The sequence below is a fragment of the Bradyrhizobium sp. 613_E4_N2_2 genome (assembly GCF_052075995.1).
In the GTDB taxonomy this organism is placed as follows: domain Bacteria; phylum Pseudomonadota; class Alphaproteobacteria; order Rhizobiales; family Xanthobacteraceae; genus Bradyrhizobium; species Bradyrhizobium barranii.
On record NZ_CP197234.1, the window covers coordinates 1277698 to 1300121 of the forward strand.

Genomic DNA, 22424 nt, shown 5'->3' on the forward strand with positions numbered 1-22424 from the left:
ACCTCACGACTGCCGGCCGGAGGCCGCCTGCTTGATGGCCTCGCGGATGCGGACATAGGTGCCGCAGCGGCAGATGTTGCCAGCCATCGCGGCGTCGATGTCGGAATCATCCGGATGAGAGGTGGTTGCCAGTAGAGCGGCGGCCGCCATGATCTGGCCGGATTGGCAATAGCCGCACTGGACCACCTCGAGATCGAGCCAGGCTTTCTGCACCTTCGCGCCTGCGGGCGTATTGCCGACATGTTCGATGGTGGTGATGGCGCGGTTCGCAACCGCGCTGACCGGCAGGACGCAGGAGCGCACGGCCTTGCCGTCCACATGCACCGTGCAGGCACCGCATTGCGCGATGCCGCAGCCGAATTTCGTGCCCGTCATTCCGAGGATGTCGCGCAGCACCCACAGCAGCGGCATTTCCGGCGGCGCGTCGAACGATTTGGTTTCGCCGTTGATGGTGAGAGTTGTTGCCATAAGCATCCCCTTGCTCGCTTGATCGCTTGCGGCGATCTCGTCGGCGAATTCGTGCGCGACAATAATCATACTGATGCGAAACGATGAAGCGCCAGAATTTCCGGCGATGCATATTTGCGCTGGCGACGCGTCAGGCCATGACGTTCACGAATTTGTGCGGCGATCGCTGCAGCGGAATTGGGCTAATTGATATGATAATCGTCATGTTGTGACGCATTTTCGTCGTACGCATCGTTGATCGCCGCAGATGATCGTGCGAATGCGGAAAATCATGCGATGACGAAATTCGTGCGATTGGGAAAGTCGGACGACGAGTCTGGCGGGATCAGTCCCAGCGGCTCATTGCTGTGCCCTCTCCCCTTGTGGGAGAGGGCAGCGACGCCGGTAGACGCAGACTCAATCGGGTGAGGGGTCCGTCTCCGCGTATGATGCTCTCTCATTCCGAAGCAGCCTCGTCCGCCGATAGAGACCCCTCATGCGGCGCTTCGCGCCACCTTCTCCCACAAGGGGAGAAGGGAAGAGGAGGAGATGGGAATTTCGGAATAGTAGTATTGTGCGCCTGTTTTGCCCGACGAGTCAAACTGCGTCTCAAACTGCGTCCTGGCCTGCCGGCGTAAGCCATTGATTCCCCACGCCCCGGTTACTGTGCATGGGGTTGTTTTCCAGATTTTTGATTCAGGGTCGTAGGCGCGGCGGGCGTCAGCTCTGCCGAAAACCCATCCGGAAGGCGCCCCAGTGCTTGCCGCGGATCACGATCGGCGAGGACAAATCCTTCATCAGCACGAACTGCCCGCCGCCCATGTCGCGGCGATAGGTCTGGAGCAGGAACGGTTTTGTGTTGGCCGCGACCTTCTTCACCGCGCGGTCGCTGAACAGGCGGCGGTTGCGGCAATTGGCGTTGTTCCAGACGGGGTCCTTGCCCTGCGGCAGGCGGTAGTTCGGGTTGTGGGTCGGCAGATAGCCGCCCTTGGCCCAGGCGACGCAGAACACGATGCGGGGGTCTGACTTCTGGATCGGGTCCTGGATGGCGGGCAGCACGCGGTCGGTGAAGTCGACGTAGTTGGTCTTGTATTGCTTGGGATCGGTGCCGGGGATTTCCCGGTAGGTCTCGTCCATGAGCTGGTCGAGCGTGATCTCGCCGCGGTCGATTGCGGCCTCGAACTCGTCCGAGATCCGCTTTGCGGTCGCGACGACGACGCGGATCAGCGGCGCATCCGATGTCTCCACGCCGCTGTCGGCGATCATCGCGATCAGCGCTTCGGACGTGTCGAGCAGTTTTGTCACGCGCTGATCGGCGTTCTTGAGATCGCGCGAGGACAGGTCGACGCCCTTGGCGAGCTCGTTGAGCTCGCTGATGACCGTGTCGCAATGGCCGAGATTGGAGGTCGCGGCGCGCGTGACGCTGTCGATCTCCGCCTCCACCGAGGCAAAACCCTGCTGGACCCGCGAGATGATGCCGGAGATCTGCTGGGCGCCTTCGCCGGCAGTCTTGGCGCGTTGCGAGGCGTCGCTGCTCTCGCCGATCAGGCCTTCGATCTGGCCGTCGAGATCGCGCACGGTGTCGGAGATCTGATGCGTGGCCGCACGGGTAGCCTCCGCGAGATTCTTGACCTCGCTTGCCACCACCGCAAATCCGCGGCCGGCATTGCCGGCGCGGGCCGCTTCGATGGTGGCGTTGAGCGCGAGCAAGTTGGTCTGCTTGGCGATCGCCTCGATCGAGCCGGACACTTTTGCCACCTGCGCCAGCGCCGAGCCGACGGCGCTCAAGCGCGCCTCGATCCGCTCCACGGCTGCGACGAGCTCGGAGATGTGGCTGACCGCGGTGTCGACCGCGCCGCGCGACTGCGCGATCTCGCCGACCGCCGCCGATGCGGTCGATTGCACCGCCTGCGATGCGTTGGCGATATCGTGATTGGCCGAGACCATGGTCTCGGCCGTCTCCTGGAGATGATGGAACCGTTCGGACTGGTTCGCGACGCGGTTTGCGACTTCCTGGACGTTGCCGGCGATGTCGGCGAGCTCGACGCCGAGGCCGCCGATGCGGTCGGCGAGCTGGTCGATCAGACGTTCGGCAAGTGTCCGGTTGGAGCCGGTGTCCAGGACTGCAAGTTGTGCGACGGACATGTTTTGAGAGTCCTCCAGTCAGAGCCGTTCGCCGGCCCTCCGCGGCATTCCCATTCCAATTCCAGCCTTAAAGGATGATTCGCGGCCGGCGTCTTGCCTGAGCGTGCACTACAGCTTGTAAGCCGTGCGGAATCCGCCCCAGTGCCGGCCCTGGACGCGGATCGGAACGTCGATCTCGCGCATCATCACGGTGTTGCCGTTGCCCATGTCGCGCGCATAGCTCTGGACCAGGTACGAGCGCAGGTTGCGCGCGGCGGCGAGCCCCGCCGGATCGTTGAAGATCCGCCGGTTGCGGCTGTTGGCAGTGTTCCAGGCGGTGTCGCCCGGCCGCTGCGGATGCGAATAGATCTTGTTGTGCACCGGCAGGAAGCCGTTGCGGTCGACCATGGCGCAGAACGCCATGCGCGGTTCCTTGGCGAGAAAGGCTTCCTGGAACGGCTGCAGCGCGCGGTCGGCCCAGTCCAGATATCTGGTGCGGTATTGCTGCGGATTGGTGCCGGCGATCTCCGCATAATCGGTGTCGAAGAGGTCGTCGATCTTGACCTCGCCGCGCGCGACCGCCTGCTCGAAAATCCGGGTCAGCGCGGTGCCGGCTTCCATGGCGCGGGTGACGAACTCGGTGCTCTCCTCGTGGATCGACCAGAGCCTGTCTTCGATCTTCTCGCTGAGATCGGCGTTCGGGCTGACGAATTGCGCGCGGGCGCCGGCCTTGGACTGCTCGATCACGCGCAGGCGGCAGGCACCGACGCCTTCGAGGGTACCGTCGACGACGGCCTGCGTGGCAAGCTTCGCCGCCTCCGCGCCGCCGATCAGCACGCCATCCATCGCGATCTCGTAGACCTGCAACACGCCGCGCGCGGCTTCGAACTTGAGATGGCAGGGCAGCCGCTCGGTCTTGCGGCGGTCGTCGTGCTCGCTCTGGCGCAGCAGCACCGCACAGCGCGATTTCAGCTTGCGCGCGAAGGTGGTGACGGCCTTGCCGGCGCTGGCGACGTTCTCGCCGTGGGTCTCGGCCGCCTTGGTCGCGGCGTCGATCTCGGCCGCGCTCTCGCCGACCGAGATGATGAACTGCGATGCGCTGGCCGCGTTGCCGGACACCTCGCTGGTGGTGGCATTCTGCTCGGCGACCGCGCCGTTGACGGTGTCGAACACCGGGCGGATCGCCTCGATCGCCTGCGCGATGCGATGCACGGCGTCGGCCGAGCCGGCGGCGTCGCGCTGGAGCGCGTCGATCTTCCTGGTGATCTCCTCCGTCGCGCCCTGGGTCTGCACCGCGAGCGCCTTCACTTCGGTGGCTACGACCGCAAAGCCCTTGCCGGCCGCACCCGCACGCGCGGCCTCGATGGTGGAGTTGAGCGCGAGCAGCGTCGTCTGCCGCGCGATCTGCGCGATCAGATTGACGACGTTGCCGATGGCGGCGGAGGATTCACGCAGGCGGTCAACGTTGGCGCGGGCTTCCTGCGCTGCGGCGCTGGCTTCGTCGGCGAGCTTGGCGGCCTCGCGCACCTGCGCGCCGATGCCTTGCGCGGACTGGGTGAACTTGTCGGCGGCATGGGCGAAGGTTGAGGCGTTCGACTGCGCCGCATTGGTGCGACCGGTGAGGGCGTCGGTGCGCTCGCGAATATCCGCGAGCGTTGCCGCGGTCGCCTCCGCGCCGCCGGCGACCGAGTTGGCGGCCCGCTCGAGCTGGCGGATCATGGCGCCGAGCTCGAGTTCCAGCAGTTCCAGGATTTCCCTGGCGGAATCGCCCTCGGCCGACAGGGCAGGCGCGGGATCGACCGGCGACGGCGCGGCCTGCGGGGGTGCCACGGGCGCGGACAAGTCGGGCAGACGCTTCCGAAACAATGCGAACGCCATCAGGTCACTCTTGTCGGGGAACGGGCGGTTGCTATTTTCGCAGGCCGGAATGAAATCAGGGTTAACGGTGCCTGGCTCCTAGGCACGGGGCACTACGGTATTACCTTAAAGTCGTAGAGCCTCTTTCATTCCGGTGGGTTGGCGGCCTATAAGGCCGCGCTTCCCACGCTCACCTTTGGCGCACGATTCCTTACGAGACACGCATGGCCGGACATTCCCAATTCAAGAACATCATGCACCGCAAGGGGCGGCAGGATGCCCAGAAGTCGAAGCTGTTCGGCAAGCTGGCGCGGGAAATCACCGTCGCGGCCAAGCTGGGCACGCCCGACCCCAACATGAACCCGCGCCTGCGCGCCGCCATCATCGCGGCGCGCCAGGAGAACATGCCGAAGGACAATATCGAGCGCGCCGTCAAGAAGGCGCTCGGCAATGAGGGCGAGAACTATGACGAGATCCGCTACGAGGGTTACGGCCCCGGCGGCGTCGCCGTCATCGTCGAGGCGCTGACCGACAACCGCAACCGCGCCGCCTCCGACATCCGCTCCTTCTTCACCAAATCGGGCGGCAATCTCGGCGAAACCGGCTCGGTCTCCTTCATGTTCGACCGCACCGGCATCATCGAATACGACCGCAGCGTCGCCTCCGACGACGCGGTGCTGGATGCCGCGATCGAGGCCGGCGCCGACGACGTGGTATCGAGCGAAGGCGGACACGAGATCTACGCCTCGACCGAAGGCTATCGCGACGTCGCCAAGGCGCTGGAAGCCAAGTTCGGCGAGCCGCGCAAGGCTGCGCTGATCTGGAAGCCGCAGAATACGGTCGCGGTCGACGACGAGACCGGCGAGAAGCTCCTGAAGCTGATGGATCTGCTCAACGAGCACGACGACGTCCAGCACGTCTACGCCAATTTCGAGATGTCGGACGCGCTGTTGGCGAAGATGGGCGGCTGAGGTCGCTAATCCCAATCTCCGCTGTCGTCGCCCGGCTTGACCGGGCGACCCAGTATTCCAGAGACGCCAGAAGGATACGGAGAAGCCGCGGCGTACTGGATACCCCGCTTTCGCGGGGTATGACCGCGTGCCTTGTGGTCGTCATCGCGGGCGCCCAATCGCGACACCCCACTTCCCCTGTTACTTCCGTTCTGTTTCTGTTTCCCCCACCGCAGCCAGCCGCTATCACTGGCCCATGACTGCGCTCCCGATTCGTGGCCCCGTTCGCATCATCGGCATCGACCCCGGCCTGCGCCGCACCGGCTGGGGCGTGATCGAGGCCGAGGGCAATCGCCTGATCTACGTCGCCTGCGGCTCGGTGGAACCGCCGGACGATTTGCCGCTGGCGAGCCGGCTGCTCGCGATCCATGAGGGGCTTGCCGCTGTCCTGTCCGGTCACAAGCCGATGGAAGCCGCGGTCGAGCAGACCTTTGTGAACAAGGACGGCGTCGCGACGCTGAAGCTCGGCCAGGCCCGCGGCGTCGCCATGCTGGCGCCCGCGATGTTCGGCATTACTGTCGCCGAATACGCGCCGAACCAAGTCAAGAAGACGGTGGTCGGCGCCGGCCACGCCGACAAGCACCAGATCGCGATGATGCTGAAGATTTTGCTGCCGAAAGCCGAGCCGCCGTCAGCGGACGCCGCCGACGCGCTCGCCATCGCCATTACCCACGCCCATCATCGCCAAAGCACGGCGCTCAGGCTGAAGGTGGCGGGCTTATGATCGGCAAGCTCAAGGGCCTGATCGATTCCTACGGCGAGGATTATGTGCTCCTCGACGTCGGCGGGGTCGGCTATCAGGTGCATTGCTCGGCCCGCACGCTGCAGCATCTGCCCTCGCCCGGCGAGGCCGCGGTGCTGTCGATCGAGACTTACGTCCGCGAGGACCAGATAAAGCTGTTCGGCTTCCGCACCGACCAGGAGCGCGAATGGTTTCGCCTGCTCCAGACCGTGCAGGGCGTCGGCGCCAAGGTCGCGCTCGCCGTGCTCGGCACGCTGGCGCCTTCCGACCTCGCCAACGCGATTGCGCTGCGCGACAAGGCCGCGGTGGCACGCACGCCGGGCGTCGGCCCCAAGGTTGCCGAGCGCATCGTTACCGAGCTGAAGGACAAGGCGCCTGCTTTCGCCAATGTCGATCCCGCCGTCGTGCATCTCGCCGGCGCCGTCGACGACCAGCGCGCGCCGCGCCCGGTGGCAGATGCGATCTCTGCGCTGGTCAATCTCGGCTACGGCCAGCCGCAGGCGGCTGCCGCTATTGCATCCGCATCGCGCAGCGCGGGCGAGAGCGCCGAGACCGCGCAACTCATCCGGCTAGGCCTGAAGGAGCTGTCGAAGTGAGCGCGGCCCACGCCAATCCCGTCGCCGCCCTGTTTCGTCGCCTTTCGCGCGTGGCCGGTATCGTCGTGATTTTCTCCATTGTCGGGCCGCTGACGACCGCCGCGTTGGTTGCTGTGACGGTAACGGCGCTCGGCGCCGCGGTGCTGCAGATGTTTCTCGTGTTCCTCGAACTGGAAGCACTGCGTGCTCTGGTTTCGATCGCGGTCGTGCTGTTGGCCATCGTCACGATTCTCGCCTCGTTCCTTCCTGCAGTCGTCGCCGGCCTGATATTTGCGTTGGCGGCGGTCTACGCCGATCTCAACATGATCTGGATGGCGTGGCTCGCCGCGGCCGTGGGCGCGGCCGGCTTCGTCATGGTTGGCATGTTCGTCGTGCCCTCCGAAACCTCGGCGGTGATCGTGCCGAGTGTCCGTTCCGCGCCCGAGGCGCTGAAGCTTTCGGCGATGCTCGCCGTCGTCGCCGTCATTCCGGCCAGCCTGTGCTGGTGGCTCGCGAAACCGCTGCATCGTGTTATCCTGCCCGCATGACCACTCCCCCACGCATCGTCACGCCCGAGCGCCGCTCCGATGACGTCGGCGACACCGCGCTACGTCCGCAATCGCTGTCCGACTTCGTCGGCCAGCAGCAGGCGCGCAAGAACCTCTCGATCTTCATCGAGGCGGCGCGCAAGCGCGGCGAGGCGCTGGATCACGTGCTGTTCGTAGGCCCCCCTGGCCTCGGCAAGACCACGCTGGCGCAGATCGTCGCCAAGGAGCTCGGCGTCGGCTTTCGCGCCACCTCGGGTCCGGTGATCGCCAAGGCCGGCGATCTCGCCGCACTCCTCACCAACCTCGAAGAGCGCGACGTGCTCTTCATCGACGAGATCCATCGCCTGAGCCCGGCGGTGGAAGAGGTGCTCTATCCCGCGATGGAGGACTTTCAGCTCGACCTGATCATCGGCGAGGGCCCGGCGGCACGCTCGGTGAAGATCGAGCTGTCGAAATTCACGCTCGTCGGCGCTACCACGCGCGCCGGCCTCCTCACCAATCCCTTGCGCGACCGCTTCGGCATCCCGGTCCGGCTCAATTTTTACACCATCGAAGAGCTGGAAAGCATCGTCACCCGCGGCGCGCGCGTGCTCAATGTCGGCATGAGCGCCGACGGTGCCAACGAGATCGCGCGCCGCGCCCGCGGCACGCCGCGCATCGCCGGCCGCCTGTTGCGGCGCGTGCGCGATTTCGCCTCCGCCGCCGATGCCGCCTCGATCGACCGCAAGATCGCCGACCACGCGCTGAGCGCGCTCGAGGTCGACGCCGCGGGCCTTGACGCCATGGACCGCCGCTACCTCACGACCATCGCGCAGAACTATGGCGGCGGCCCGGTCGGCGTCGAGACGATGGCCGCCGCGCTGTCCGAGCCGCGCGATGCGATCGAGGACATCATCGAGCCTTATCTCATTCAGTGCGGCTATCTCCAGCGCACCCCGCGCGGCCGCCTGCTCACCTCGCACGCCTTCCGCCATCTCGGCATCGCCGAGCCCTCGCGCGATGCCGCGGCACAGTTCGGCCTGTTCGGCACGGACGAGAGCGACGACTGATTGCGTTGATGCAAGGTGCGTCGGTTGTCATGAACTTCCGGTAACCTTTGTGCAAACGGTCTGCACGCGAATGCAGGCCGTCTGCACGAGCGGACCCCAATTCCGCTCCAATCGGACCGCATCACAAAGCTGCATCACCATCGGGCTTCCATGATCACGCGTCGTCATCTCATCCGTTCCATCGGCGGCCTGTCCGCGCTCGGCGTCTCGACCGCGGCCTATGGCGTCGGCATCGAGCCGCTGCGGCTCCGCGTCACCCGTTATCACCCGACCCCGCGGCAATGGCCGGCGGATTTTCCGCTCAAGATCGCCATCGTCACCGACATTCATGCCTGCGATCCCTGGATGTCGCTGGAGCGGATCGAGGGCATCGTCGATCGCACCAATGCGCTCAACGCCGATGTCATCGTGTTGCTCGGCGACTATGTCGCGGGTGTTCACCAGGTCACGCGCATCATTCCGTCGAGCGAATGGGCCAAGGTGCTCGCGGGCCTCAAGGCACCGCTCGGCGTCCATGCCGTCATGGGCAATCACGACTATTGGGTGGACAGGGCCGTGCAGCAGGCCGGGCACGGGCCGACAGCCGCCCATCGCGCGCTGGAGGCGGCCGGTATTCCCGTCTACGAGAACGACGTCGTGCGTCTCACCAAGGACGGACGCTCCTTCTGGCTCGCGGGCCTCGGCGATCAGCTCGCCTACTATCCCGCGAAGCGCTATGGCCGCGTGCACCGGCTTGGCGCCGACGATCTCGCGGGTACGCTGGCGAAGGTCACCGACGATGCGCCGGTCATCTTGCTCGCGCACGAGCCCAATATCGCGCCGCTCGTACCCGCGCGCGTCGCGCTGCAACTGTCCGGCCATACCCATGGCGGCCAGGTCCGCCTGTTCGGCTGGTCGCCGGCTGTTTCGCCTCAGCACGGCCTGCGGCTCGCCTATGGTCACTTCCGGCTGAAATGCGACGTCATCGTCTCCGGCGGCCTCGGTTGCAGCATCATGCCGGTCCGCGTCGGCGTGCCGCCGGAAATCGTCGAGGTGACGCTGGGAAGGACGCCGGCCGTGGCATAACCTGCGCTTGCGCGGCCGGCTGTTTTTGCGCAAAACGGACCGGTTGCAAAAAGCGAAGAGGCTCGCGACGTGACAGCCCATCTCGACGGCGAGATCCGCGACGGCCGCCATCACATGCAGGTCCGCGTCTACTACGAGGATACGGACTTCTCCGGCATCGTCTATCACGCCAATTATCTCCGATACATGGAGCGCGGGCGCACCAACCATCTGCGGCTGATGGGCGCCGAGCAGCAGGCGCTGTTCGACCAGGTCGAAACAGAGGGCGCGGGCTTTGCCTTCGTGGTGCGCTCGATGCATCTGGACTTTCTGAAGCCCGCGCGGATGGACGACGTGCTCGACGTCGTGACGTGGCCGGTTGCGGTGAAGGGCGCCTCCATCATGCTGGCGCAGGAGGTGCGGCGAGCCGAGGACGTGCTGGTGAAGGCCGAGGTGCGCGTCGCCTTCATCAGCGGCGGCCGCGCCCAGCCGATCCCGAAATCGATCCGGTCATTGATGAGGGCCGATCTGATTTCCTGATCACCCGATAAGTGATCGGCCGATAGGTGATGGCCTATCGACTCCAGCAATTGCAGCGATAGATTGCGGCCCGGACCAACCGATGAGGCCACCATGTCGCGCCCGCCACTTCCACCCTTCACCCGTGAGACCGCCGCGCAAAAGGCGCGCATGGCCGAGGACGCGTGGAATTCGCGCGATCCGGTGAAAGTCTCGCTCGCCTATACCGAGGACAGCCGCTGGCGCAACCGCTCCGAGGTCTTTCAGGGCCGGGAGGCCATCGTCGCGTTCCTCACCCGCAAATGGGAGAAGGAGCACGACTACCGCCTGATCAAGGACCTCTGGGCCTTCGACGGCAACCACATCGCGGTACGCTTCCAGTACGAATGGCACGATGCGGGCGGCCAGTGGTATCGCTCCTACGGCAACGAGCAGTGGGAGTTCGACGAGCACGGGCTGATGCGGCGGCGCGAGGCGTCGATCAACGATATCGCGATTGCCGAGAAGGACCGCCGGTTTCACTGGCCGGCGCCGGGACCGCGGCCGGCGGATGTGCCGGGGCTGGGGACGGATCCGTTCTGAGGCTTGCGGAGATAGTGCAGCGAGCACGCTGCACCCTCTCCCCCCGTGGGAGAGGGTGGCTCGCCGCGCAGCGGCGAGACGGGTGAGGGGTCTCCCTCCGCGAGTCCGACTCTTATTGAGTGCGCTGAGGCAACCCCTCATCCGGCGCTTCGCGCCACCTTCTCCCGCAAGGGGAGAAGGGAAGAGGTGCGCGTGGCGAGGACCTTGAATTAAGGCGCCGCGCGCCGCGCCAAAAACCGCGTGATTGCCGCACCCAGCTTCGCGTTGTCCATCGGCTCCGCCAGCGACTCCCTCGCGGTCGCAACGACATCCTCCGGCGCCTTGCCGTCGCGGAGCTCGCAGCACACTTGCGCAAACTCCACGTCGAATTCCGGATGCGGCTGCACGGTCAGCGTGGTGCCGTTGGCGTAGAGCAGGCCGGCATGCGGGGTGAATTCGGACGAGAGGATCGTCAGCGCATCGCTGGGCGGCTCGACCACCTGGTCCTGATGCGAGGCGGCGATCGCAACCGCTTTGCCGTCGACGACGCCGTTCTCCGGCAGCACCTGATAGACGTGGCGGCCGATGCCCCAGCCCTTCTCCGACTTCTGCACGGTGCCGCCGAGCGCCTGCGCGATCAGCTGATGGCCGAAGCAGACACCGACCATCGGCGTCTTGTTGGCGTAAGCCGTGCGCACGAAATCTTCCAGCGGCGCGATCCAGTCGAGCCCGTCATAGACACCGGCGGCAGCACCGGTGATCAGCACGGCCTCGAGCTTGCTCGGGTCGGGGAGTGCGTCGCCATTGGGGATGCTGACGACGTCCACCGTGGCGGTCGGATCCTCGGCGCGGACCATGCGCTCGAACATGTCGGGAAACGAGCCGTGCTGCTCGCGGTACTTCTGCGGGACCTGTCCGGTCTCGATGATGGTGATGCGTGCCATGTGCCCCCCGGGTCAAAAGGTTGCGAAGCTCAGTCGCTTTCTGCCCCATGTTGCTGGTGTGGCGCTGGGCGCGCCAGCAGTGCGCTCTCTTTCCGGACCTCGTTGAGAAACGCCTTGGCCAGGCGCGACAGCGGCTCGGCTTCCGACCATAGCATATAGGCGACGGCGTGCGTCGTGGGCGTGAACGGCCGCACCACGAGGCCGCTGCCGCCGTTCTGTCGCGGCGAGAACGGATCGACCACGGCGGCGCCGACGCCGGCGGCGGCGAGCACGCAAGCCGTGTTGCAGTAGCGGACCTCGACGGTCGGCTGGAACGGCGCACCGGCGCGGGCAAAGCTGTCGCGCACGGCCTCACCGAGGCGCGTACCGCGCTCGAGCCCGATGAAGGGCATGCCGGAGAGATCGGCGGCCGAGATCACCGGCTTGTCGGCAAGCGGATGCCGCGGCGGCAGCACACAGACCATCTCGCCGGTGTGCACCACCTCATGCGCGATGCCGGGATGATGCGTCAGCCCCAGCGCGAAACCGAGCTCGGCGACGCGGCTGAGCACGCCCTCGATGATGCCCTCATAGCGCCGCACGTCGAAGAACACGCGCGTCTCAGGGCGGCGGCGAAGGAAGCTTGAGAGCGCCGACGGGATGATGCTGTAGGCCAGCGGCGGCGTCGCGACGAGCGCGAGATGCCCGGAGCGGTTCTCGCGCAGATCGCGGACGCGGTTCTCGAGCTTGGCGTGCAGCGCGAAGATCGCTTCGCTCTCCTTGTAGAGCGCCATCGCCTCCGCGGTCGGAAACAGCCGGTTGTTGACGCGCTCGAACAGCGCAAAGCCCGCCTGCGCCTCCATCGTCTTCAGCGCGTTGCTGACCGCCGGCTGCGACAGCGCCAGCTCGTCCGCCGCCGCCACCGTGGTGCGATGGCGGATGACGGCACGCAGGATCTCGAGCTGACGCAGGTTCATATCACTGCCGATTATACTCTGGGCCAAAACATCATAGCAGAACGAATTGATTTTGCAGCCCCGCTTCCGCGTAATGGTCGCGGATTTGCACGTCGCATCAAAGGGTTCATTCGCCCATTGAGGCAGCACTGCGCACATATTGGAGGCAATCTTGGTTCGTGTCCTTCGCGCCGCCGCCGCACAGATGGGGCCGACGCAAAAAGCCGATACGCGCGAGCATACGCTGGCGCGTATGCTCGACTTGCTGGAGCAGGCCGCCGGTCGCGGCGCCAGCCTCGTGGTGTTTCCCGAGCTTGCCTTCACCACCTTCTTCCCGCGCTGGCTGCTCGAAGGCGACGCGCTCGACCATTACTTCGAGCGCGGCATGCCGAACCCGGCGGTGGCAAAGCTGTTCGACCGTGCGCGCGCGCTGCGTGTCGGCTTCTATGTCGGCTATGCCGAGCTGACGCCGGACGGTCGACGTTATAATTGCGCGATCCTGGTCGATCGCGATGGCGAGATCCTCGGCCGCTATCGCAAGGTGCATCTGCCGGGCTCGGTCGAGCCGCGCGAAGGCGCGCGCTACCAGCAGCTCGAGAAGCGCTATTTCGAATATGGCGACCTCGGCTTCCCCGCCTTCCGCGCCGGATCGGCCTGGGCCCACGCCATCATGGGCATGATGATCTGCAACGACCGCCGCTGGCCGGAATCCTGGCGCGTGCTCGGCCTGCAAGGCGTCGAGCTGGTCTGCATCGGTTACAATTCGGCGGCCTATGACCCCAACGGCGGCATCACCGAAGACGCGTCCTTGCGCACCTTCCACTCGACACTGGTGACACAGGCCAACGCCTACATGAACGCGACCTGGGCGATCTCGGTGGCGAAGGCGGGTGAGGAGGACGGCTCCGGGTTGATCGGCGGCTCCTGCATCGTCGATCCCAACGGCCGCATCGTCGCGCAAGCCCAGACTTTGGCCGACGAGGTAATCGTCGCCGATATCGATCTCGATCTCTGCCGCCAGGGCAAGGACAAGATGTTCAACTTCGCCGCCCACCGGCGGCCGGAGCAATACAGGGTGATCACCGAACGCGCCGGCGTCATCGAGCCGGCCGTTCTCGACGCGGACTGACTGGCACGGCGCTGGCAAAGGACTCAAAGCAAAACGTTGGCAAAGGAGCTGACATGATACGCCTCTCGCTCTCTCTCGGTCTCGCAGTACTGGCTACCGTAACGTCAGCGCAAGCGGCAGAGCTTCCGGCGGAGATCAAGCAGGCGGGCGTGGTAAAACTCACGGTCAACTCCACCTACGCGCCGATGGAATATCGCGATCCCGCCACCAACGAGCTCGTCGGGCTCGACATCGATCTGGCCAACGAACTTGCCAAGCGGCTTGGCGTCAAGATCGTCTGGAGCGAGACGCCGTTCGCCGAGCTGATCCCGTCGCTCCAGACCAGGCGCGCGGACTTCATCATCTCCGGCATCTCCGACCGCGCCTCGCGGCGCGAGACCGCCGATTTCGTCGACTACCTCGCGACCGGCCCGCAGTTCTTCGTGATGGCGGACAATGCGGCCAAGGACGCGACAGATCTCTGCGGCAAGAAGGTCGGCACCACCCGCAGCACCAGCTTCCCGGTCGAGATCGAGAAGTGGAGCAAGCAGAACTGCGAGCCGGCCGGCAAGCCGGCCATTCAGTACGTCCCCGGCGAAAACTCGATCGACGTCCGCAACCAGCTCAAGCAGGGCCGCATCGACGCCGCCGTGCAGGGCAGCGAGACGCTGCCTTACGCGCAGACGCAGGAGCCCGGCAAATATCGCGTCGTCGGCGAGCCCTTCGCCAAAGGCTATCAGGGCATCATGTTCCGCAAGGACGACGCGGCCTTGCGCGAAGTAGTCACGGAGAAGCTCACGGCAATGATCGCCGACGGCGCCTACAAGGCCGTCCTCGACAAATGGGGCCTGGGGGCCAACGCGGTGGCCCAGCCCATGCTGAATGCGGCGCCGCAATGAAGCCGGTGCCGGCACTCGCGGAGGGTTTCCCTGATCTGTCGGGGATGCGGATCGCGCGCGAGCCGCACTGGTTTCGCTGGCTCAGCGCGGCCCTGATCGTCCTCGTGCTGGCGGCGATCGTGCGCGCCTTCGCCGGCGGCCAGATCGAATGGTCCTATGTCAGTCGCTTCCTGACCGCAAAAGTCATTCTCGAAGGCATCGTCAACACGATGGTGATGGCGGTGCTGGCCATGGCGCTCGGCATTGTCCTCGGCGTTGTCGTCGCGGTCATGCGGCTGTCGCCCAATCCGGTGCTGAAGACGGTCGCGGCCGGCTACACCTGGCTGTTCCGTGGCACGCCGCTGATCCTGCAACTGCTGTTGTGGTTCAACCTCGCGCTGGTGTTTCCGACCATCGGCATTCCCGGCCTGTGGTCTGCGCGCGCGGTCGACGTCATGACGCCGTTCCTCGCCGCGCTGCTCGGGCTCGGCATCAACCAGGGCGCCTATACGTCCGAGGTGATGCGCGCCGGCATGCTGTCGGTCGACATCGGGCAATACGAGGCGGCGCAGGCGATCGGCATGGGCCGGCTGCGCGCGCTGCGCCGGATCATCCTGCCGCAGGCGATGCGCGTGGTGATCCCGCCGCTCGGCAACGAGTTCATCGGCATGGTGAAGGCGACCTCGCTCGCGAGCGTCATCCAGTATCCGGAACTGCTGCACAACGCCGAAAACATCTACTACGCCAATTCGCGCGTGATCGAGCTCCTGATCGTCGCCGGGCTCTGGTATCTGCTCGTGGTCTCGATCCTGACGCCGCTCCAGATGCTGCTCGAACGCCGTTTTGCCCGCGGCACATTGCGGCTGGCGCGATGACAAAACCCCTCGTCGCGATCCGCTCCGTCAGCAAGAGCTTTGGCGAATTCCAGGCTCTCAGAAGCGTCTCGCTCGACGTCTGGCCCGGCGAGGTGATGTGCCTGATCGGCGCCTCCGGCTCCGGCAAGACCACGCTGCTCCGCTGCATCAACCAGCTCGCCATGATCGATGCTGGCGGCATCTGGCTCGACGGCGAGCTGCTTGGCGTGCGCGAGCAAAGCGGGCGGCTCTATCGCCTCAGCGAGCGGGAGATCGGGCGGCAGCGGCTGAAGACCGGCATGGTGTTCCAGCGCTTCAACCTGTTTCCGCACAAGACCGCGCTAGAGAATATCACCGAAGGTCCACTTCAGGTGCAGGGGCGCAAGTCCGACGAGGTGCGCGCGGAGGCGCTCGAACTGCTCCGGCGCGTCGGATTGTCCGCCAAGGCGGACTGGTATCCCGCGCAGCTTTCCGGCGGCCAGCAGCAGCGCGTGGCGATCGCGCGCGCGCTCGCCATGAAGCCGATGCTGATGCTGTTCGACGAGCCGACCAGTGCGCTCGATCCGGAACTCGTCGGCGAGGTTCTCGCGGTCATGAAGGAGCTGGCGAAGAGCGGCATGACCATGATGGTGGTGACGCACGAGCTCGGCTTCGCGCGCGAGGTCGCCGACCGCGTCGTCTACATGGACCAGGGCGCGATCGTCGAGCAGGGGCGCGCCTCGGACGTATTGGGTGCGCCGCGCGAGGAGCGCACCAAGGCATTTCTTTCGGCTGTGATCTGAAATGGGGGCGTGTTGATGAAGAGACTTTGGGTTGCGGCGGCGCTTTTCGGCGCCATGACCGTTTCGGCCTTGTCCATCGAGCTGCCGGCGGAGATCGCCAAGCGCGGCAGTCTCAAGGTGGCGCTGGTCCCGAACTATCCGCCGATGGAATTCCGCGATCCCGCCACCAACGCGCTGTCCGGCTTCGACATCGATCTCGGCGAAGCCATCGGCCGCAAGCTCGGCGTCAAGATCGAATGGCAGGAGACGAGCTTTGCCGAGTTCATGCCGTCGATCTCGACCGGGCGCGTGGACGCCATTCTGTCCGGCTTCACGGACTACGCGAGCCGTCACGACATCGCGTCCTTCGTCGATTATCTCAGGAGCGGCCCGCAGTTCTTCGTGCAGCAGTCGCGCAAGGCGGAGTTCAAGGACGCGGCATCGCTCTGCGGCAAGAAGGTCGGCGCCAGCCGCCGCACCATGTTCCCGGCGCAGATCGCGGCGTGGAGCGAGAAGAATTGCGGCAGCAATCCGATCCAGTTCATCGGCACCGACGGCTCGGCCGACGCCCGCACCCAGCTCAGGCAGGGCCGCATCGATGCCGCCGCCCAAGGCAACGAGACGCTGCCCTACATCATGGACCTCGAGCCCGGCGCCTATGCGTCCGTGGGCGAGCCCATCGCGCAGCAATTCACCGGCATTGCCCTGCCGGTCAAGGAAAAGGCACTTCAGCAGGCCATTCTCGAAGCGGTCGATGGGTTGATCGCCGACGGCACCTACAAGACCCTGCTTGCCAAGTGGAAACTGAACGACAACGGATTAGAGAAGGCGACCATCAATGCTGGACAGTAAGGCACTCAAGAGCATCCCGCTCGTTCCGGCCAACACCGCCGATCCCGCGCCGGAATATCCCTGGCCGAAACCCTACACTTCGGCGATGTTCCTGTCGTTCGACGTGGACGCGGAGAGCGCGTGGACCAGCAAGGACGCGGTGCACGCGCAGCGGCTCATCACCATGAGCTATGGCGGCTATGAGGCGCGCGTCGGCACGCCAAAACTGCTGGAGCTGCTCGACCAGCTCGATCTCAAGGCGACCTTCTTCGTCACGGGATGGTCGGTCGACGCGCATCCGGCGATGGCCGAGTCGATCCTCAAGGCCGGCCACGAGATCGGCCATCACGGCTATCACCATCTGCTGCCCGATCCCGGCGATCCCTGGATCGAGGAGGAGCTGGAGCGCGGCTTTGAGGCGCTAAAGCGCCGGCTCGGCGTCAGGCCGACCGGCTACCGCGCGCCCTATGGCGAGTTCACCGAGGAGCTGCGCGCAGCACTCGTACGTCACGGCATCGTCTACACGTCCTCGTTCCGCGACGACGTGCGGCCCTATCGCCATCGTCTCGCCGACGGCAAGCCCGGCACGATCGAGCTGCCGGTCACAGCGAGCTATGACGACTGGATGCACGGCCTCTCTGCCCGCTTCAGCCCGCGCTCGATCTTCCCCAAGGAGCACGTGCTCTCGATCTGGAAGGACGAGCTCGACGAAACCAGGGACTGGGGCGCCATGGTCACGACCGTGCTGCATCCCCAGTGCAGCGGCCGCCCCATGCGGCTGCGCCTGCTGCGCGAGTTCCTGACCTACGCAAAGTCGTGCCCGGACGTCTGGATCACGACCGGCGAGAAGATCGCGGAGAACTTCCTGCGCCACGAAGCCGGTAACCGCTGAGCAGTGCCATGACCCGTCGTCGCATCCTCGTCATCAACCCCAACTCCTCGGCGTCGGTGACGGGGGCGATCGACGAGGCGGTCGCGCCGCTGCGCATTGCCGGCGGGCCTGACATCGAGGTGGTTGGCCTCGCCGAGGGACCGCCAGGCATCAGCTCGCAGCGCGATGCCGATAGCGTGGTCATGCCGCTGGTCAACCGCGTCACGCGCGCTGATGCCGATGCCTTCGTGCTCGCCTGCTTCAGCGATCCCGGCCTGCATGCCGTGCGCGAGGCGGCAGGCCGCCGTCCGGTGCTGGGCATCGCCGAATGCGGCATCTTTCGCGCGCTGATGCTGGGCGAACGCTTCGGCATCATCGCGCTGTCGCCATCGAGCATCCGCCGCCAGCAACGCATGGCGCGGGTAATGGGCGTCGATGGCCGTTACGCCGGAAGCTGGTCGGTGGGTGCGAGTGCGGCGGAAACGGCAGGCGCCGATATCCGCGGCCGCTTGATCGAAGCCGGCCGCGCGCTGGTCACCCAATGCCGCGCCGACGTCGTGGTGATGGGGTGCGCCGGCATGGCCTCGCACCGCGCGGCGATTGTGGATGCGATCGGCGTGCCCGTGATCGAGCCGGCGCAGCAGGCTGTCGCCGCTGCAATCGGCGCGGTCTTGTTGAATACGTAAGATCCTTCAGGAGCCTTTTGTCATGCCGATCTCCCGCCGCTCGCTCCTCAAGGCTGCCGCAACAGTGCCCGCGCTTTCACTGCCGGGCATCGTACGCGCCGAAGCGCAGAGCACCTTGCGCTTCATTCCCGTCATCGACCTCGCCTTCGTCGACCCCATCTATTCGACCGCGCAGGTGTCGCGAAACCATGGTTTCATGGTCTACGACACGCTCTACGGCATGAGCTCCTCGCTCCAGGTCTCGCCGCAGATGTTGTCGGGCCACGCCATCTCCGCTGACTTGCTGCAGTGGGACCTCAGCTTGCGCGATGGCCTGTTCTGGCACGATGGCGAACGTGTGCTGGCGCGCGACTGCGTCGCCAGCATCCGCCGCTGGGCGGCGCGCGACGGCTTTGGCGGCGAGCTGCTGGAGGCGACCGCCGAGCTCTCGGCTGCCGACGACCGCACCATCCGCTTCCGCCTCAAGCGTCCGTTCCCGCTGCTGCCGCCGGCGCTCGGCAAGGCCGCGATCAATCCCTGCTTCATGATGCCGGAGCGGCTGGCGAGCCAGGACCCGTTCAAGCCGCTGACCGAAGTCATCGGCAGCGGCCCGTTCCGCTATCTCGCCGACGAGCGCGTGCAGGGCGCGCGCAACGCCTATGCCAAATTCGAGCGCTACCAGCCGCGCACCGACGGCAAGCCGGACTGGACCGCGGGACCGAAGATCGTGCACTACGATCGCGTGGTCTGGACCACAACGCCCGATGCCGGCACCGGCGTCGCCGCGCTCCAGACCGGCGAGCAGGACTGGCAGGAGACCACGCCGCACGATCTGCTGCCGATCATCAAGGCCGCCGGCGATATCGAGACGCGCATCCTTGACCCCAGAGGCTACGCCTGCATGCTGCGCCTCAATCATCTGCAGCCGCCGTTCGACAATCCTGCCGTGCGCCGCGCGCTGCTGGGTGCGATCGATCAATCCGCGTTCATGACGGCCGTGGCTGGCACCGATCCGGCCTTCCAGGTCTCGCCGATCGGCTATTTCGCGCCTGATACCCCGATGGCGAGCGACGTCGGCCTCGACGTGTTCCGCGGCCCGCGCGACTACGCCAAGGTCAAGGCCGAGCTGAAGGCCGCGGGCTACAATGGCGAGAAGATCGTGGTGCTGGTCCCCACCAATTCGCTGGCGCAGAAGCCACTCGGCGAGATCGCGGTCGACAGCTTGCGCAAGGCCGGCATGAACGTCGAATATGCCGGGCTCGATTTCGCCGTCGTCCTGCAGCGCCAGTTGAAGAAAGACCCGATCGGGCAGGGCGGCTGGAGCGCCGCGGTCGGCAACTGGCAGGGCATCGACTGGCTCAATCCGGCCGGCAACACCAACATCCGCGGCGAAGGCAAGGTCGCCGGCTGGTACGCGAGCGAGAAGATGGGGCCCTTGCGCAGCCAGTGGCTGGCGGCCTCCGAGCTCGCCGAGCAGCAGCGCATCTGCCGCGAGATCCAGGCGGTCGCGTTCGACGAAATCCCCTATATTCCGATCGGCCTGTACAAGCAGCCGACCGCCTATCGCAAAGCCATCACCGGCATTCTCGACGGCACCGCCGTCTTCTGGAACGTACGCCCCGCATGAGCACCACAGCAATTTTCGGCAGCTATGTGCTGTCACGCAAGGACGGCGCGCAGGACGTGTTGCGCGACCATTGGGTCTTGGTCGAAGGCAAGAAGATCGCGGCAATCACGCGCGACAGGCCGAGCGCGGATCAGGTCTATGATCGTCCCGGCCGCTTCGTGCTGCCTGGTCTTTTGAACCTGCACAATCATTGCTTCTCCGAGGCGGTGGCGCGCAGCCACACCGAGGACGGCAACGGACGCCGTAACAACCAGAGCATCGTCTATACGGTGCTCTTGCCGCTGACCAAGCGCGGCGCCGATCTGTTGTCGGCGGAAGAGCGCATGGCCGTCGCACGGCTGGGCATCCTTCAACTTCTGAAGGGCGGCGCCACCACCGTGATGGAGCCGTTCCGCAACTCGATCCCCGAGATGTTTGATGCGGCCGAGGAGATGGGCATCCGCTTCTACGGCGCGCCCTATCTGTTCTCGACATCAGATGCCAAGGCGGGTCCTGACGGCGTGGTCCGCTATTCCGGCGACGATGGCACCGCCGACATGGCAACCTGGGACGCGCTCTATCAGCGCTGGAACAATCGCGGCGACGGCCGCATCAGTCTTGCGATGAGCCCGCACGCCACGGACACCTGCGGTCCCGATCTGCTGAAAGCCTGCGCCGCACGGGCGCGCGAGCTTGGCGTGCCCATCACGACGCACATGGCGCAGAGCCGCGCCGAGGTCGAGACCATCGGCAAGCGCTATGGTGGCCGCACGCCGGCGCAATATCTGGACTGGCTAGGCCTGCTCGCGCCCGACCTCATGGCCGCGCACTGCATGTTCAGCACCGACGACGATCTCAAGCTGATGGCCGCCTGCGGCATGACCGTGCTGAATTGCCCGCGCGTATTCGCGCGCGCCGGCGTCACCGCGGCGTTCAGCCGGTTCGCGGAGCACGGCGTCCGCACCGTGGTCGGCACCGACGGCTACAACATGGACCTGCTTGGCGAACTCAATGCGGCGTCGCTGATCTCCAAGGTCACGTCGCAGCGCGCCGATGTCGCCAATTCGCCGGAGCTGATCGAGGCCAACACGGCCGTGGCCGCCGACGTCATCAAGCGGCCTGATCTCGGCCGGATCGAGCCGGGCGCGACGGCCGATCTCACCGTCGTCGATCTCACCCATCCGCATCTTCAGCCGCTGTTCGATCCGCGCCGCGCGCTGATCGCGCTTGCCAACCGCGCCAACATCGATCAGGTCATGGTCGACGGCCGCATGCTAGTCGATGAGGGATGCTATCTCGGCGCCGACGAAGCGGCGATCACGGCGGCTGGTACCGCTGCGATCTGCAAGATCTGGGACCTGCCGGAGGCGCAGGCCGCGTTCAACGGCTGAGTGTTGCGTCGTCCTCGAATTCAACCAGCGCCTTGCGCATGGTCTCGACCAGATCGAGCGCCACGGGCGAGGGGCTGCGCTGCGCCGGAAAGACCGCGGAGAATTCGAAGTCGATGCGCGGCAGGAAGCGGCGCACGACGATGCCGCGGGTGGAGAATTCCTGCGCGGTGAAGGGATCGCAGATTGCGACGCCGAGCCCTGATGACACCATGCCGCACATGATCTCCGACAGCGTGGTCTCGACCCTGAGCACGCGGCGGACGTCGTGGCGATGGAAGACCTGGTCGACGAGGTGCCGGCTCGACGATCCCGCCGACAGCGAGATGAATGTCTCGCCCCCGAAATCGCGCGGCTCCAGCACCTCCTTCTCCGCGAGGCGGTGACCGGTCGGCAGCACCGCGACGCGCGCCAACGCGGGCAGCCGCTGGCTCGGCAGGCCGGAATGGGCGATCGGCACCTCGGCAAAGCCGATGTCGCATTGATTGTTGAGCACCCAATCGACCACGATCGGTGAGATCACGCCGAAGAAGGCGAGGTTGAGGTTGGGCCGCTCCTTCAGGAAATGTCCGGCGAGCCGCGGCAGATAGCCGTTCGACAGCGCCGGCAGAGCTGCGATCCGCAGCGACCCGGTGCGACGGCCGCGGATTTCTTCCGCCGCCGCCGTGATGCGTTCGAGCCCGACGAAGGAGCGCTCCACTTCGGTATAGAGCGCCATCGCCGCGGCGGTCGGCACGAGGCCAGTCCCGCGCCGCTCGAACAGCTCCATTTTCAGCAGCGCCTGGAGGTCGCGCAGCAGCCGGCTTACGGCCGGCTGCGTCACGGTCATCAGCGCCGCCGCCTCAGTCACGCTGCCGGTCAGCATCGTCGCGCGGAAGGCCTCCACCTGCCGCGAATTGATCCGCGCCATCTCCAATTCCATCCATAACATTTAGGCATGCAGAGGGTGCCATTATTCATTGGACGATGGAAGCCAGGGTTTGCGATCTTTTTCATCAGGACTGGAGACAGCCCGCTTTTTCGGCAGATTGGAGGGGTTCAAACCTCCGAATCGCGCCAAAACCTCGCGAACAGGGGCCGGAGCCCTGTCCGGAGAGGGTTGGCGCG

At 65.8% G+C, this 22424-nt stretch carries 23 protein-coding genes; 17 read left to right on the forward strand and 6 right to left on the reverse strand.

Annotated elements, in window-relative coordinates:
• Positions 1-3 precede the first annotated feature (3 nt).
• From AB7290_RS05965 to AB7290_RS05975, 3 genes are all read right to left on the reverse strand, one after another.
• Positions 4-468 (reverse strand): (2Fe-2S)-binding protein, encoded by a 465-nt coding sequence (locus AB7290_RS05965; protein ID WP_201266187.1) that lies wholly within the window; start codon positions 466-468, stop codon positions 4-6.
• A gap of 699 nt (positions 469-1167) precedes the next feature.
• Entirely contained in the window at positions 1168-2592 is a 1425-nt protein-coding gene (locus AB7290_RS05970) for a methyl-accepting chemotaxis protein (protein ID WP_085401791.1), read from the reverse strand.
• Between the two features lie 108 nt (positions 2593-2700).
• On the reverse strand, positions 2701-4449 hold the full coding sequence (locus AB7290_RS05975; RefSeq protein ID WP_085401792.1) for a methyl-accepting chemotaxis protein: 1749 nt from the start codon (positions 4447-4449) through the stop codon (positions 2701-2703).
• A gap of 203 nt (positions 4450-4652) precedes the next feature.
• On the opposite strand from AB7290_RS05975, the gene AB7290_RS05980 reads away from it, so the two are divergent.
• The 8 genes from AB7290_RS05980 to AB7290_RS06015 all read left to right on the forward strand — a co-directional run bounded on the left by AB7290_RS05980 (position 4653) and on the right by AB7290_RS06015 (position 10497).
• On the forward strand, positions 4653-5399 hold the full coding sequence (locus AB7290_RS05980; protein ID WP_085401793.1) for a YebC/PmpR family DNA-binding transcriptional regulator: 747 nt from the start codon (positions 4653-4655) through the stop codon (positions 5397-5399).
• 235 nt (positions 5400-5634) lie between these two features.
• Entirely contained in the window at positions 5635-6162 is a 528-nt protein-coding gene (ruvC, locus tag AB7290_RS05985) for a crossover junction endodeoxyribonuclease RuvC (RefSeq protein WP_039156321.1), read from the forward strand.
• Complete coding sequence (gene ruvA, locus AB7290_RS05990) at positions 6159-6776, forward strand: Holliday junction branch migration protein RuvA (protein WP_063981036.1); 618 nt, start codon at positions 6159-6161, stop codon at positions 6774-6776. The genes ruvC and ruvA overlap by 4 nt, the downstream gene beginning before the upstream one ends.
• The gene (locus AB7290_RS05995; protein ID WP_071916641.1) at positions 6773-7303 is read left to right on the forward strand and encodes a hypothetical protein; all 531 of its coding nucleotides are present in this window, start codon (positions 6773-6775) and stop codon (positions 7301-7303) included. The genes ruvA and AB7290_RS05995 overlap by 4 nt, the downstream gene beginning before the upstream one ends.
• Positions 7300-8352 carry a Holliday junction branch migration DNA helicase RuvB gene (gene ruvB, locus AB7290_RS06000; RefSeq protein WP_085401794.1) on the forward strand — a complete coding sequence of 351 codons (1053 nt, stop codon included), beginning with the start codon at positions 7300-7302 and terminating at the stop codon, positions 8350-8352. The genes AB7290_RS05995 and ruvB overlap by 4 nt, the downstream gene beginning before the upstream one ends.
• Positions 8353-8502: 150 nt before the next feature.
• Positions 8503-9417, forward strand: a complete 915-nt coding sequence (locus tag AB7290_RS06005) for a metallophosphoesterase (protein ID WP_085401795.1) — start codon at positions 8503-8505, stop codon at positions 9415-9417.
• Between the two features lie 69 nt (positions 9418-9486).
• Positions 9487-9936 (forward strand): tol-pal system-associated acyl-CoA thioesterase, encoded by a 450-nt coding sequence (ybgC, locus tag AB7290_RS06010; RefSeq protein ID WP_085401796.1) that lies wholly within the window; start codon positions 9487-9489, stop codon positions 9934-9936.
• A gap of 93 nt (positions 9937-10029) precedes the next feature.
• A complete protein-coding gene (locus AB7290_RS06015) occupies positions 10030-10497 on the forward strand; it encodes a nuclear transport factor 2 family protein (RefSeq protein WP_085401797.1) in 468 nt (155 codons plus the stop codon).
• Between the two features lie 209 nt (positions 10498-10706).
• On the opposite strand, the gene AB7290_RS06020 is transcribed toward AB7290_RS06015, so the two are convergent.
• Together AB7290_RS06020 and AB7290_RS06025 are read right to left on the reverse strand one after the other, a co-directional pair.
• A complete protein-coding gene (locus tag AB7290_RS06020; RefSeq protein ID WP_085401798.1) occupies positions 10707-11420 on the reverse strand; it encodes a type 1 glutamine amidotransferase in 714 nt (237 codons plus the stop codon).
• Between the two features lie 29 nt (positions 11421-11449).
• The gene (locus tag AB7290_RS06025) at positions 11450-12376 is read right to left on the reverse strand and encodes a LysR family transcriptional regulator (protein WP_085401799.1); all 927 of its coding nucleotides are present in this window, start codon (positions 12374-12376) and stop codon (positions 11450-11452) included.
• A 151-nt stretch (positions 12377-12527) separates the two neighbouring features.
• Here AB7290_RS06025 and AB7290_RS06030 point away from each other — a divergent pair, with 151 nt between their 5' ends.
• Genes AB7290_RS06030 through AB7290_RS06070 form a run of 9 tightly spaced genes read left to right on the forward strand, consistent with a single transcriptional unit; the run spans position 12528 to position 21320 of the window.
• Positions 12528-13484, forward strand: a complete 957-nt coding sequence (locus tag AB7290_RS06030) for an N-carbamoyl-D-amino-acid hydrolase (protein ID WP_085401843.1) — start codon at positions 12528-12530, stop codon at positions 13482-13484.
• 53 nt (positions 13485-13537) lie between these two features.
• The gene (locus tag AB7290_RS06035; RefSeq protein WP_085401800.1) at positions 13538-14362 is read left to right on the forward strand and encodes an ABC transporter substrate-binding protein; all 825 of its coding nucleotides are present in this window, start codon (positions 13538-13540) and stop codon (positions 14360-14362) included.
• Positions 14359-15216 carry an amino acid ABC transporter permease gene (locus AB7290_RS06040; protein WP_014492344.1) on the forward strand — a complete coding sequence of 286 codons (858 nt, stop codon included), beginning with the start codon at positions 14359-14361 and terminating at the stop codon, positions 15214-15216. The genes AB7290_RS06035 and AB7290_RS06040 overlap by 4 nt, the downstream gene beginning before the upstream one ends.
• Positions 15213-15977, forward strand: a complete 765-nt coding sequence (locus AB7290_RS06045) for an amino acid ABC transporter ATP-binding protein (protein ID WP_085401801.1) — start codon at positions 15213-15215, stop codon at positions 15975-15977. The genes AB7290_RS06040 and AB7290_RS06045 overlap by 4 nt, the downstream gene beginning before the upstream one ends.
• Positions 15978-15992: 15 nt before the next feature.
• Positions 15993-16808, forward strand: a complete 816-nt coding sequence (locus AB7290_RS06050; protein WP_085401802.1) for an ABC transporter substrate-binding protein — start codon at positions 15993-15995, stop codon at positions 16806-16808.
• The gene (locus AB7290_RS06055; RefSeq protein ID WP_028151441.1) at positions 16795-17679 is read left to right on the forward strand and encodes a polysaccharide deacetylase family protein; all 885 of its coding nucleotides are present in this window, start codon (positions 16795-16797) and stop codon (positions 17677-17679) included. The genes AB7290_RS06050 and AB7290_RS06055 overlap by 14 nt, the downstream gene beginning before the upstream one ends.
• Positions 17680-17687: 8 nt before the next feature.
• Positions 17688-18344, forward strand: coding sequence for an aspartate/glutamate racemase family protein (locus tag AB7290_RS06060; protein WP_441253364.1), 657 nt, complete (start codon positions 17688-17690; stop codon positions 18342-18344).
• 22 nt (positions 18345-18366) lie between these two features.
• Positions 18367-19950 (forward strand): ABC transporter substrate-binding protein, encoded by a 1584-nt coding sequence (locus AB7290_RS06065; RefSeq protein WP_085401804.1) that lies wholly within the window; start codon positions 18367-18369, stop codon positions 19948-19950.
• The gene (locus AB7290_RS06070) at positions 19947-21320 is read left to right on the forward strand and encodes an amidohydrolase family protein (RefSeq protein WP_085401805.1); all 1374 of its coding nucleotides are present in this window, start codon (positions 19947-19949) and stop codon (positions 21318-21320) included. Before AB7290_RS06065 ends, AB7290_RS06070 begins: the two co-directional genes overlap by 4 nt.
• On the opposite strand, the gene AB7290_RS06075 is transcribed toward AB7290_RS06070, so the two are convergent.
• On the reverse strand, positions 21310-22227 hold the full coding sequence (locus tag AB7290_RS06075) for a LysR substrate-binding domain-containing protein (protein WP_085401844.1): 918 nt from the start codon (positions 22225-22227) through the stop codon (positions 21310-21312). The genes AB7290_RS06070 and AB7290_RS06075 overlap by 11 nt on opposite strands.
• Positions 22228-22424: the final 197 nt, after the last annotated feature.